Source organism: Rahnella sp. BCC 1045 (genome assembly GCF_019049615.1).
GTDB classification, from domain to species: Bacteria; Pseudomonadota; Gammaproteobacteria; order Enterobacterales; family Enterobacteriaceae; genus Rahnella; species Rahnella contaminans.
Genome location: NZ_JAFMOZ010000119.1, coordinates 11,893 through 24,390, shown reverse-complemented (window position 1 = coordinate 24,390; position 12,498 = coordinate 11,893). Strand labels below are relative to the sequence as shown.

The 12,498-nt window shown below is 50.9% G+C and carries 13 protein-coding genes; 7 read left to right on the top strand and 6 right to left on the bottom strand.

The annotated features are described in order from the left end of the window. Nucleotides 1–135 precede the first annotated feature (135 nt). The 3 genes from J1782_RS09415 (at nucleotide 136) to J1782_RS09405 (ending at nucleotide 3,569) form a co-directional block, all read left to right on the top strand. Nucleotides 136–948 carry a siderophore-interacting protein gene (locus J1782_RS09415; RefSeq protein ID WP_217153011.1) on the top strand — a complete coding sequence of 271 codons (813 nt, stop codon included), beginning with the start codon at nucleotides 136–138 and terminating at the stop codon, nucleotides 946–948. A 237-nt stretch (nucleotides 949–1,185) separates the two neighbouring features. Further along, nucleotides 1,186–2,916, top strand: coding sequence for a tannase/feruloyl esterase family alpha/beta hydrolase (locus J1782_RS09410; protein ID WP_217153010.1), 1,731 nt, complete (start codon nucleotides 1,186–1,188; stop codon nucleotides 2,914–2,916). A gap of 107 nt (nucleotides 2,917–3,023) precedes the next feature. Continuing rightward, a complete protein-coding gene (locus tag J1782_RS09405) occupies nucleotides 3,024–3,569 on the top strand; it encodes a PadR family transcriptional regulator (protein WP_217153009.1) in 546 nt (181 codons plus the stop codon). A 63-nt stretch (nucleotides 3,570–3,632) separates the two neighbouring features. Here the strand turns inward: J1782_RS09405 and J1782_RS09400 are convergent, their stop codons facing one another. The 3 genes from J1782_RS09400 to J1782_RS09390 form a co-directional block, all read right to left on the bottom strand. Further along, complete coding sequence (locus J1782_RS09400; protein WP_165060089.1) at nucleotides 3,633–4,985, bottom strand: glycoside hydrolase family 10 protein; 1,353 nt, start codon at nucleotides 4,983–4,985, stop codon at nucleotides 3,633–3,635. A 104-nt stretch (nucleotides 4,986–5,089) separates the two neighbouring features. Then, nucleotides 5,090–5,890, bottom strand: a complete 801-nt coding sequence (gene map / locus J1782_RS09395; RefSeq protein WP_193333158.1) for a type I methionyl aminopeptidase — start codon at nucleotides 5,888–5,890, stop codon at nucleotides 5,090–5,092. Continuing rightward, nucleotides 5,883–6,137, bottom strand: coding sequence for a ParD-like family protein (locus J1782_RS09390; RefSeq protein WP_104925134.1), 255 nt, complete (start codon nucleotides 6,135–6,137; stop codon nucleotides 5,883–5,885). The genes map and J1782_RS09390 overlap by 8 nt, the downstream gene beginning before the upstream one ends. A gap of 159 nt (nucleotides 6,138–6,296) precedes the next feature. Between J1782_RS09390 and J1782_RS09385 the strand changes: the two genes are divergently transcribed. After that, the gene (locus J1782_RS09385; RefSeq protein WP_217153008.1) at nucleotides 6,297–6,686 is read left to right on the top strand and encodes a hypothetical protein; all 390 of its coding nucleotides are present in this window, start codon (nucleotides 6,297–6,299) and stop codon (nucleotides 6,684–6,686) included. Nucleotides 6,687–6,828: 142 nt separating this feature from the next. Here J1782_RS09385 and ampC read toward each other — a convergent pair whose 3' ends face one another. Then, nucleotides 6,829–7,914 carry a class C beta-lactamase gene (gene ampC, locus J1782_RS09380; RefSeq protein WP_152326613.1) on the bottom strand — a complete coding sequence of 362 codons (1,086 nt, stop codon included), beginning with the start codon at nucleotides 7,912–7,914 and terminating at the stop codon, nucleotides 6,829–6,831. A gap of 164 nt (nucleotides 7,915–8,078) precedes the next feature. Between ampC and ampR the strand changes: the two genes are divergently transcribed. Further along, nucleotides 8,079–8,957: a LysR family transcriptional regulator AmpR gene (gene ampR / locus J1782_RS09375; RefSeq protein WP_217153007.1), complete on the top strand. Its 879-nt coding sequence runs from the start codon at nucleotides 8,079–8,081 to the stop codon at nucleotides 8,955–8,957. Nucleotides 8,958–9,189: 232 nt separating this feature from the next. Continuing rightward, nucleotides 9,190–9,567: a hypothetical protein gene (locus tag J1782_RS09370; RefSeq protein ID WP_165060094.1), complete on the top strand. Its 378-nt coding sequence runs from the start codon at nucleotides 9,190–9,192 to the stop codon at nucleotides 9,565–9,567. A 141-nt stretch (nucleotides 9,568–9,708) separates the two neighbouring features. Here the strand turns inward: J1782_RS09370 and J1782_RS09365 are convergent, their stop codons facing one another. Further along, nucleotides 9,709–10,191 carry a glutathione peroxidase gene (locus J1782_RS09365; RefSeq protein ID WP_217153006.1) on the bottom strand — a complete coding sequence of 161 codons (483 nt, stop codon included), beginning with the start codon at nucleotides 10,189–10,191 and terminating at the stop codon, nucleotides 9,709–9,711. Nucleotides 10,192–10,393: 202 nt separating this feature from the next. Further along, entirely contained in the window at nucleotides 10,394–10,888 is a 495-nt protein-coding gene (locus J1782_RS09360; RefSeq protein WP_152326609.1) for a DUF523 domain-containing protein, read from the bottom strand. A gap of 231 nt (nucleotides 10,889–11,119) precedes the next feature. Between J1782_RS09360 and J1782_RS09355 the strand changes: the two genes are divergently transcribed. Continuing rightward, nucleotides 11,120–12,226, top strand: a complete 1,107-nt coding sequence (locus tag J1782_RS09355) for an ABC transporter substrate-binding protein (protein ID WP_217153005.1) — start codon at nucleotides 11,120–11,122, stop codon at nucleotides 12,224–12,226. Nucleotides 12,227–12,498: the final 272 nt, after the last annotated feature.

Here is a 12,498-nt window from a genome sequence, read left to right as displayed (position 1 = left end):
TTCTTCACGATGGTCGGTTTTTTTTTGAAGTCGTTGCATAAAATATTACTAAGATATATCTTTCACTGAATTGAGAATCATTCACGTCCTGAGCGGGCTCGCGATGATAAGTTTCGCCACCTTGAGAGAAAAAATATGGAACACAAACGCACTGAATCTTCCGCCGCCAACCTGCCGGTGCGCGTTAAGAACGAACTGGTTTTCCGCCACATCACGGTAAAAAGCGCGGAAACGGTTTCCGGCTGTTTTAAACGCATTGTACTGAACGGCGACGAGCTGAAAGGTTTTACGTCCCGCGGTTTTGATGATCACATCAAACTGTTCTTCCCGGCAAAACCGGGCGACATGATTGTTCCGCCGACCGCCACAGAAGACGGCATTGCCTGGGGCGAAGGCCCTCGTCCGGTTAACCGTGAATACACACCGCTGCATTTTGATGCGCAAACTAACGAACTGACGCTGGATTTTTATATTCATGACGGCGGTGTGGCCAGCGAATGGGCCGGCAATGCCAAACCGGGGGATAAACTGATCATTGGCGGGCCACGCGGTTCCCTGATAATTCCGACGACCTACCGGTGGCAGCTGTATCTTTGCGATGAAACCGGTCTTCCGGCAGTAAAACGCCGCCTGCGTGAACTGAAAGAGGCGGCTGTAAACGCAAAAATCACCGTACTGGTGAAAGTGAAGGACGTGAGCTGCATCAGTTATCTGGATGAAGAAAAAGATTTCAACATCGAGTGGATCGTCAGCGATGAGCATAATGGCTATCGCGAAGATGATGCGGTTGTGCAGAAATTGAAAAGTCTGATGTTGCCTGAAAATGACTATTACGTCTGGGCCACCGGCGAAGGGAAATTCGTCAAAGGCCTGAGTGATTATTTCACCGAAACCCGCGGGCTGGATGCAAACTTTGTCCGCTGCGTGGCGTACTGGCACGCGAAATAATTTTCTGCGCCGGAACTGATTTACCCCTGTAAAGCGTGACGGAATATTTTCCCGCAGATAACAGAACGTATTTTCCCTGTTATCTGCGGTTTTTTATTTCAGTCGCTACGAATTAATACTTTGTTGCAACTGCCGCGCAAATCATTACGGCAGCCGCCCTGAACGCCATTATTTATTATTTCTGCCATCATTATAATTCTTATGACAAATTCTGAATCTTTATTCAAAGGAATGGTTATGAAATTAAAAAGCCTCAACGGGCGCTGGCGGGCGCTTTGTCTGTTACCTCTGCTGTTAGCCGGATATTCCTCTTTCAGTATCGCTGCTGATCCCGCAGCGCCTGCGCGGGAGGTGGTCAGGCCGGTGATGTCCTGCGCAAAACTTGCCGACGTTTCGCTGACCGACATTGGCGGCGAAGGCAGCCGGATCACGACCGCCAAAGAAATCACCGTGAACGGCGCAGCGGCCTGTGAAGTCGATGGCAATTTGCATCCTGAGATCGGTTTTCAGGTGATCCTGCCGGTTTCATCGTGGCAGCAACGCTATATGCAAATCGGTTGCGGCGGCCTTTGCGGGAATATTCAGCTGCAAATCGGCGCAGCAGCGGGTTGTACGCCCTTAAATACCAACGGTTTTGTTCTGGCCGCCACCGACATGGGCCATTCCATGAAGGAAGGTGACTTTGGTAAGGATCCTCAGAAACGCGTGGATTTCGCCTACCGCAGCCAGCATCTGACGGCGGAAGTGTCGAAAAAGCTGATCACGGCTTTCTATGGCCGCGCGCCTGCGTATTCCTATTTTAACGGCTGCTCGGACGGTGGCCGTGAAGCCCTGATGGAAGCGCAGCGCTTCCCGCATGATTTCAACGGGATTATTGCCGGTGCCGCCGCGATGAATTTCCAGTCGCAGAATGCGGTTTATCACGCCTGGCAGGCGCTTTCCAATACCGGGCCTGACGGCAAACCGGTGCTGCTGGCCGCGCGTTTGCCGCTGATCCACAACGCCGTGCTCAAACAATGCGACGCGCGGGATGGTCAGACCGATGGCCTGATTGCCGACCCGCAAAGTTGCCATTTCGACACCTCTGTTCTGGCGTGTAAAACCGATCCGGCTACGCCGCAGGGATCGTGTTTATCCACCGCAGAACTGACGGCGCTGAACCGGTTGTATGCGGGGCCTGTAGATCCGAAAACCGGCAAAAAACTGATTGTCGGCGGCCCGATGCCGGGTTCAGAACTGGCGTGGGAAGGTGTCTTTGTGCCGGAAAAAGCCAGCGACCCGATTTTCAGCCAGATGATCGCGCTGTCGTCGCTTAAATACATGAATTACGAGAAAAATCCGCCAGCGGATTTTACGTTAAAAGACGTGAAGTTCACCGAAGCGGCGTTTGACGAACTGCGCAAAATGCATCCGCTTTATGACGCGACCAACCCGGATCTGACGGCGTTTAAAGCCGCCGGTGGCAAGCTGATTATCTGGCACGGCTGGGCGGATCAGCACATTTCACCGCTCAATTCCGTGGCTTATCATCAGGCCGTCGGCAACGTCATGGGGGCGGCGAGCCGCGATCAGTTTGAGCGTCTGTATCTGCTGCCGGGCGTGCATCACTGCTCCGGCGGTGAAGGCCCGAGCCTGGTGGATTTCCTCACACCTATGATGAACTGGGTGGAAAAGGGCACTGCGCCGGATAACATCACCACGTATCAGGCGGCAAAAGAGCAGAAAACGTCGTTCGGGCAACCGCTGCCGGAACGCGGTAAAAAGCCAGCAACTGAAATCCGTCTGGAGAAAATCCCGGCAGATACCGCTTCTCGCCCGGTTTTCCCGTACCCGGATTACGCAGTGTACAGCGGCAAAGGCGATGTGAATTCTGCCGCCAGCTATGTGCGCAAGCCGCTGGCGACGCAGCCTGCGGCTTATCACTGGCTGGGCGAAGATTTCTATAAGCCTTTTACTTTCATGAACTAATGCCATCATAAAAACGCTCCCCTTCGCACGTGAAGGGGAGATTGTGATCGGGGGCTTAACCCGTTATCTTTAGGGGATATCTTTACGCAATTTTAACCATGGTTCTGATGAAAAATAATCCTCTGGGCAACGACCGTCCTCCCGCCGGATCCGGCAACAAAGCAAACTGTATTGCTGCGAAAAAACACCGTCGTGAAAGAATGTTCGAAACCGGTGATATCCGCCTATTAATGCTGCATTTTCTGCAACAGCGTTCCGCCCACGGTTATGAACTGATCAAAGCCATCGAAGAGCTATCCAAAGGGGAATACACCCCGAGCGCCAGTATTATTTATCCGAACCTGACTTTTCTGGAAGATCAGGGACTGGTTCTGGCGAATCAGGAAGAAGGCGGGAAGAAGCAATATACGATCACCGCAGAAGGTGTGATATTGCTTAACCAGCAGGATGAATTACTGGCGACGGTGACTGAGCGGCTGCATTCGCTGGCGATCCTGTCAAACAACCGCAGCATTCCGGAAATGCAAAGGGCGATAAATAATATCCGTTCAGCGCTGAATTTAAGGCTGGCGAAAGGGCCTATCGAACAGGAAACGCTGTATAAAATCACCGATGCGTTAGATCGCGCAACCAAAGAAATTGAGCGCAGTTAAGGTTGAAAACGAAAAGCCCCCGGCGTCATTGCAGGGGGCTTTTTTTGTTTTATCCGCGCTGGCTTAATGGCCCCAGCGGCTTTTCAGGTAACGCACGGCTTCCTGCGTTTGCGGCTGGTTCAGGTAATTTTCCCGAAACAGAATGGTGCCGCTGATGCCCGGTAACGATTCGTTCATATCGAGCTGTTTCTTCAGCTCCGGTACGCCACCGCCGGTGGTCCATTCAGGCTCATTCTTCGACGGCTCGCCCACTTTATACAGCGCAATACCGATATACAGACGCGTGTTGTTCGGTTTCACGACATCCGCCCACCATTTCGCCAGCACGTCATACCGCGCCGCCTTGCGGGAGAACGGCCAGTAAAGCTGCGGCGCAATGTAATCGAGCAAACCCTGTTTCACCCAGAGACGCGTATCGGCATAGGCTTCGTCATACGCCGCCGCGCCGCGTGTGTCGGAACCGGCAGGATCGAACGACAGATTACGCCAGACACCGGCAGGGCTGACGCCGAATTCAACGCCCGGTTTCAGCTGGCGGACGGTGCGGGACACCTGTTCGATCAGCATCTGCGTATTGTGGCGACGCCAGTCCGCTTTTGAGCTGAATCCCTGACCGTATTTTCTGAACGTCATGCTGTCATCGAGCGCCGAGCCAGGGGTTTCGGCATAGAAATAGTCATCAAACTGCACGCCGTCGACCGGATAACGCGTAACGACTTCGGCCACGATGCTGGTGATCCAGTCACGCGCTTCAGGAATGCCGGGGTCAAGCACCAGGCGATCGCCTGCGGTGCGGATCCAGTCGCGGTGCAGCACATAAACGCTCGCCGGACTGAGTGACAATGTACGATTCAGCTCGGCAATCGTTGAAGGTTTGGTATTCACCGAAACGCGGTACGGGTTGAACCACGCATGCACTTTCATGCCGCGCTTGTGCGCTTCATCAAGCATAAATTTCAGCGGGTCATAACCCGGGTCTTCGCCAATCGTGCCGGTCAGCATATCGGACCAAGGCAAAATTTTGGATTGCCACAGCGCTGTGCCGTCCGGTTTAACCTGGAAGAATACGGTATTGATGCCGAGCGATTTCAGATTATCGAGCTTGTCGGTGAGGGACTTTTTCTGCTGACTGATACGCTGTGCGGGGCTGCTGACATTCACCGAAGACACCGGTGGCCAGTCGAGACGGGAAACCGTCGCCAGCCAGACGCCGCGCACCGGTTCTTTATTCTGCTCACCTTTAGGCGCAAGAGGTTGCTTTGCGACCGGCGGCAGCGGCGTGACCAGTGATTTCGGCGGCGCGGATGAACAACTCGCCAGTAACAGCGCCAAGGCAATAAGAACGCCTGACTTTTTAGCCGGAGTTGCGAAGGGCAAAACAGGGGAAGAAGCGATGATAAACTCCGGGACTTTCATGTCGTTTTTCGAATGAAAACATTTTCGTAGTATTCGAATTAAAGTCAACCAGTCAGGCGCTTATCATCGCATCGGGCATGATCCGGATGCGGTAAAAATTCCGCTTATTCGTGCTCAGGCCACGGCGTCAGGATTTCGTAGCCATCTTTGGTCACGGCTACCATGTGTTCCCACTGTGCGGACAACGAGTGATCTTTGGTGACCACCGTCCAGCCGTCGGGCAGCACTTTATTCTGCTTTTTACCGGCGTTCAGCATCGGTTCGATAGTGAACAGCATGCCTTCCTGCAAAACCAGACCGCGGTTTTTTTCGCCATAATGCAGCACCTGCGGGTCTTCGTGATAACCCATGCCAATGCCGTGGCCGCAATACTCTTCCACGATGGAAAAACCTTCGCGTTTCGCGACGGCGGCAATGGCATAACCGACGTCACCCAGCGTTGCGCCGGGGCGGACGGCTTCAATGCCGGCCATCATGGCTTCATACGTGGTATCCGTCAGACGGCGGGCAAGAATGCCCGGCTCACCGGCGTAATACATGCGGCTGGTGTCACCGTACCAGCCGTCTTTGATCAGCGCGACGTCGATGTTAATGATATCGCCTTTCTTCAGTGCTTTGTCGGACGGAATGCCGTGGCAAATCACATGATTGACGGAGGTACAGGTCGTTTTCTGATAACCGTGATAGCCGATATTGGCCGGGATCGCCTGCAATTCGTTGACGATGAAATCGTGGCAGATGCGGTCCAGTTCATTGGTCGTGACGCCGGGCACAACGTAAGGCGTGATCATATGCAAAACCCGGGCGGCCAGTTTGCCTGCGATGCGGGCTTTGCTGATCCCTTCCGGCGTTTTGATCATCCGGTTATTGTTAACAAAATACGCGCTGTCTAAACCACTATTCATTACTTGCCTTCCTGTGTGTGCCGCCCACGTTTAACAGCGTACGGAAACTGTCGGTGTTCTCATCGGATTCCATGCTGCAACGCACCAGCAGCCGGGAGATTTCGCTGTGGGTCATGTCCGGATGGGTTTCCATTAACATGCCAATTTTCATCCAGTGTTCGGCCTGTGCATTGATCGAACGCGTATAAGCCAGGCTGGCGATGCGTAAGTTTTCATGCATCAGTTCTGAAATCTTGATGATGCCCATAAGTGTGCCTCAGTAGTATACGAAACATATATGTTTTATATACTAACCGGAAAAAAGCCGCAGCTCAACCTGTGCCGCTCATGACACCTTTCCGGCGTTGACGTATATTGTGGCCAGTTTTCAATTTCTTATCGTATAAAACACATCTATAAGGTTCACATGAAATCTACAAGTAAGTTACTTATTGGGCTTCTCTGTGTCATGGCACTTTCCGGTTGCGCGCGTACCGAGCCGGTATTAACGCCGCACACCACGCTGACCACGCATAATTCAGAAAATCAGATCCGCACGGCGATTATCGACGCCGGGCAGAAACGCGGCTGGATAATGACGGATGGCGCGCCGGGCGTGATTAACGGCCACCTGAATAACCGTGAACACAAAGCGGATATCCGCATCACCTATAACACCACCGGTTACACCATTAATTATGTTGGCAGCACCAACCTGCTGGCAGAGAAAGGTGAAATTCACCGCAGCTACAACCATTGGGTGAACAACCTCGATAACGATATTCAGATCCGCCTGGCGTCCAGCGCGACGAAATAAGCTGTGGCCGGGGCACGTCGTTATTCATGACTGACTGTCAGCGAAAAGGCCTCCGTTGAGAAACGGAGGTTTTTTTTATTTCAGACAGGTACCTGTTTGTTACGGGGTTTCATACAGGAGTGCCGCATCGGTTTATTGCTGATTACTGCAATGCCTTTAAAATTTGCATCGCAGCTTTTACCCGCTCAGTGTTGGGGTAATTTTTATTCGCCAGCATAACGATGCCTGCCTGTTTTTCAGGAATAAAAGCCACATAGGCACCAAATCCGCCCGTCGCTCCGGTTTTGTGAACCCATGATGCATTCACACGCGGATGCGACTGCGCACTCCGTACCTGTTGCGGGCCCAGCGCGATCTGGTTATCTGCGCCGTTTACTGCCAGCTCAGCCTGAGCTGGCCAGTCAAGCATTTCCCAGCCCAGCCCCTGATAGAGTGCGTCGGTGCGATAAAAACGCGTTTGTGCCAGATCCAAAGCTTGCCGTAACGTCTTATCTGCCACGTCCTGTGGATCCATATTTGCCTGCATCCAGCGCGACATATCTTTTATCGAAGATTTCACCCCATAGGCTTCTGCATCCAGCATACCCGGCGATACACGAACGGGCTTACCCTCACGGTAACCCCAGGCGTAAGCGCTTTTGGCAGAATCCGGCACAGTAATGAAGGTGTGGCTGAGCTTTAAAGGCGTAAATACGCGTTGTTGCATGGCTTGCTCAAAGGAAAGTCCGGTAGGTTTGACCGCTAAAAAGCCAAAAAGACCGATACTGCTGTTCGCATACTGACGCGCGGTTCCGGGTGACCATTGGGGTTGCCACTGCTGATAGAAGTGTACCAACGCCTTCTCATCAGTGACTGCATCCGGGACCTGCAACGGCAGGCCACCAGCGGTGTAAGTCGCCAGCTGAAGCAGCGTGATGTCGTGCCACTGCGGTGTGTTAAGTGCGTGCCAGTATTTGCTGGCCGGATCCGTAAGCGCAATCTCGCCTTTCGTCACGGCGACGCCACCCAAAACACCCGTGAAGGTTTTACTCACTGAGCCCAGTTCAAAGAGGGTGTCTTCTGTGACCGGACGCTTTTGTGCTTCGTCAGCCATGCCCCAGGTAAAGTAGTAGGGCTTTCCTTTAACCACCACCGCGACCGCCATTCCGGGAATGCCTTGCTGCTGCATCAGAGGCTTTATCGCCTGGCTCACGGTAGTTTCCACATCCGGGGCGGCTGCGTTACTCATTGAGCACACAGAGGCCAATACCGTCGCTATCAACGTTTTAGAAATTAACTTCACTGTTTTTAACCTTATGGTTTGTTGTCCCACCTGAATTTTGCCCAGTTTGACAGATTGCAACAAACTGTTAATTTTAGGGGCTGGTAAAAGAAAAACTTACAGGTGAAATCGTGGTTCGCCCTTACATCCCTTTAAATGCCCTGAGATCATTCGAAGCCGCCGCCCGCCATCTAAGCTTTACTAATGCGGCCTCAGAGCTGCATGTCACTCATGCGGCGGTCAGCCAGCAGGTGAAATCACTGGAACAGCAGCTGGGCTGCCAGTTGTTTGTGCGTGTTTCACGCGGACTGATGCTGACCCCGGAAGGCGAAAGTCTGCTGCCGGTATTAAATGATTCTTTCGATCGTATTGCTGATACGTTGGATCGTTTCTGGGCAGGGCAGGTACGGGAAAAACTTAAAGTGGGTGTGGTAGGAAGCTTTGCCATCGGCTTGCTGTTGCCGCGAATGGATGATTTCAACCACCATCACCCGCACATTGAACTGCAACTTTCCACCCACAATAATCGCGTTGATCCTGCTGCGGAAGGTCACGATTACACCATTCGCTTCGGTAGCGGTGCCTGGCACGGCACAGAGGCACAGTTTGTTTGCGATGCTCCCCTGTCGCCGCTGTGTATTCCCGCGATTGCGCGCCAGTTGCAGCATCCTGCCGATGTGCATAAATTTACCCTGTTACGCTCTTTTCGCCGTGATGAATGGAGCCACTGGTTGCAAAGCATTAATGAACATCCACCTTCTCCCGCGCAACCTGTGATGATATTTGACTCATCACTGACCATGATCGAAGCCGCGCTGATGGGGACAGGCATTGCGCTCGCCCCCTGTAAGATTTTCAATCACCTTTTACAAACGGAAAAACTCATCCGCCCATTTGCCGCTGAAATCAACCTCGGAGGCTACTGGCTGACACGGTTACAAACGCGCGCCGAAAGTCCCGCTATGAAGGCATTCTCCAGCTGGTTAAGTGCGCAATTTAGTGCGGAATGAAATAGGAGAGTTGTGTCAGGGTGTTATTGTTGAGCACTAGAAGAAGAAGGTCGAAAAAGAAGCCTTACATTTAATTGTTTCAGTTTCCGGAGGGGTTAAAATCATTGCCTGTGATAATCACCCGCAGAGTTTATTCAGGTTTTGAGCGGAGAGTTTTGAGTTTTACTCCTCAATCTGTTTATTGCAATATCTGACAATATTGCTCAAAGGTATAAACCTAAAGGGTCGCCTGATGCAGAGAACAAACCATAAAAAGATATTTATCCTTATATTCTTCTTACTCTTCGCTCAATTACTGAGCGGGTGCGTACTGACCCGGGTTTCTGAAAAATCGCATGCCAGAGAAGTCGGGAACCTGAATCTTATCGGAATGAGCATGGATGCGGCGAAAGAAAAATTAAGTAAAGAAGGGTTTGATTGCAGCGACTATCCTGAGACCAATAGGGTGCAAACCGAATCCGGCCCACGCACTTTAATACAGCTTGATTGTAGCAAACGAAGCTTAGAACTGATTTGTCCGCAAATACGCTATGCGGTACTCAATGTCGACCCCCAAAGCTTCAAAGTGGTATTGGTGGGAAAACGCATAACTGAACAAGCCTGTTTTTGATGATTAAATCCAGAGGTAATTAGCGAGTAAAAGACGGGGCTGCTTGCAAAAGGGAAAATATCTCACGTTAAGCCTTTTTTTAAGCAGACATCAGTTTTCCGGAATATCTCTAAATATGGACGGTTTGAATGACGGGAACACTTAGATTTCAAGTGCAGCAAGAATGAGGGGTTCCATTTTCTCTGGGGAGGTGAACGGGGCAAAACGTTTGAGCGGTTTGCCGTCGCGACCGATCAGGAACTTAGTAAAGTTCCACTTGATCCACCCACCCGGCACGCCGGGTAATTGGTCTTTCAGGTAACGAAATACCGGGTGCGTAGTTGCACCGTTGACTTCTACTTTCTCAAATATCGGGAAGCTCACACCATAGTTGATGTGGCAGGTCTGCGCGATTTCGTCGGCACCACCGGGTTCCTGATTACCGAACTGGTTGCAGGGGAAGCCAAGCACCACCAGACCTGAGGCGGCGAACTTCTTGTAGAGTGTTTCAAGCCCTGCGTATTGTGGTGTGAAGCCACAATGGCTGGCGGTATTCACCACCAGAACCAGTTTGCCAGCATAGTCGGCCATAGAAATGAGCTGGCCATCCAGGCGGGTGGCGGTAAGTTGATGAAAGGTGGTCATGTCAGTATCCTCAGAGCAGTTTTGCAAAATCGAACCAAAACAAACAACCAACAGGCCACCTTTGACCTGCCCAAGAGCCGTTCATTTGCCGGAAACACCTTACGATCCTTTATTGTGTTGTGGCACAAATTGGCCTGAGAAGGTGTGACGCCATTAATAAACAAAAAACTAATTCCTGTTCATACCTCAATGAAAAATATGTTCAGCGTTCTTTCTCATCAATCCAGGCAATGAGATCGGCCAGCCTCTTCTCAGAAAACACGGCTATCCCGTGTTCCGTGAGTAACGAAGCTGCGACACCCATACCTGACTTACGCTGGCCGCTAAATGAACCGTCATAGATGAATTGGCTACCGCATGTTGGACTGCCGTCGGTTAACAGTGCAGCGGTACAACCTGACTCCTGAGCGGTACGTAGTGCCAGCCAGGCGGCAAGCTGATAATGCTCAGTGACGTCCTGCCCCGTAATTTCATGTATTCTGATTTGCGTCTGCATGACGTCTTTGCCATCTGTAGAAACAATCTCCGCCGGAGGACGTGGAATTGGCAATCCGGCGGCCAGTTCAGGGCAATGGATCACAAGACGCTGCTCTTTTTGCCAGCGCTGCAACTGATCGGTCATTTGTGCTTTCTCGCTTCCGTCATAGCGCACTTTGAACCCCATCAGGCAAGCACTTACCAGTATTTTATTCATCATCGTTATCGTCTGTGAGTGCAAATGAATGCCTGGATTATAACACCTTCTCTTTTTACACTTTTCAATTTATTGAATTTCAGGAAATGTTATGGGAATAATACGGTGGTAGTGACAGAGCGGGATTTTCAATCTTTTTTGGCAACTTAAGTTAAATTAAAATCTGATAAATCTGTTTTTATAAATATAAATTTTGGCCTCAGATAATAATCACACAATACCTAAGGGAATTAAATGAAGTTACTTCAAGGCTTGCTTTTCATATTGTCCGTTGCAATAACCGGTCAGGCCAGTGCCGCCACCACCACGCTGACGGATGTACTGGGAAATAAAATAACCTTACAGACGCCGGTGAAAAGGGCGGTATTGGGTTTCTATTTCGAAGATTATATGGCGGTGGGGGGTGAACAGGCGTTTGATCATATTGTCGGCATTTCGCGTGAAGCCTGGCATGGCAAAGTGCCTGCGAACTGGGATATGTATATTAAACACCGTCCTTCCATTGCCGACATTCCGGATATTGGCGAAATCGACCTGCACAATGTGTCACTGGAAAAGTTAATCAGCCTGAAGCCGGATGTGGTCATTATGGCCAGCTGGCAGTACGCGGCGCTGAAGTATGAAGTCACGCAACTTCAGAACTTGCATATTCCGGTTGTCGTGCTCGATTACAATGATCAGACGGTAGAAAATCATGTGAAATCTACGGAAATAATCGGGATATTAACCGGCCAGACTGACCGCGCCAATGAGCTGGCCCTGCTTTATAAAAATAACATCACACTGATTGAAGACAGGATCAGACAGGCAAATCTGCCTAAGCCAAAAGTCTACATTGAGTTTGGTAATAAAGGTCCGGCGGAGTATTCCTTCACCTATGGTGAAAACATGTGGGGCGTGATGCTGCGTCTTGCAGGCGGCGAAAATATAGCAGCGCCTTTTGTTAAACAGTGGGGCGAAATTAATCCTGAGCAGTTGCTGGTCGCCAGACCGGATGTCATTTTTATTTCCGGCAGGGAAAACAATAAAGTTGATACAGCACTGGAAATGGGCATCGGCGTAAATGAAGCCACAGCAAGAGCTAAACTTAACGGGTTCGCCCACCGTGACGGCTGGGGTTCATTACCGGCGATTCAGAATGGCAAACTCTACGGTGTATATCAGGGCGCATCTCGTACGCTGGTCGATTTCACAATGGTACAGTTCATCGCTAAATCTCTTTATCCAGATTTATTTAAGGATATTGATCCGGTGAAAAACTATCACGATTATTACCAAAAATACCTGCCAGTTATGCCGGTGGGCACCTTTGCGTTATCGGCCAGCGGCGGACAACACTGATTGCTGATCTTTGTCGTTAAAATAAGCCCGGATTATCTCCTAATGCTTATCAGTTAAGCTTTTGACGAAAGCCGTAACGCCGGGCGTTGCGGCTTCTTTTTACCGCTCTTGGGCAGTTTCTTACCCACTGACTTGTCAGTACAAAACTCTCTGCCATCTCCGGTATCTCTGATCGGCTGCCATAGATTTACACGGAACAATGTTAGTAACGTTCGCTGATGGCACGGAATGTAAATGCTGAAGTGAATCGTCCGCGATGAGCGGACTTAACC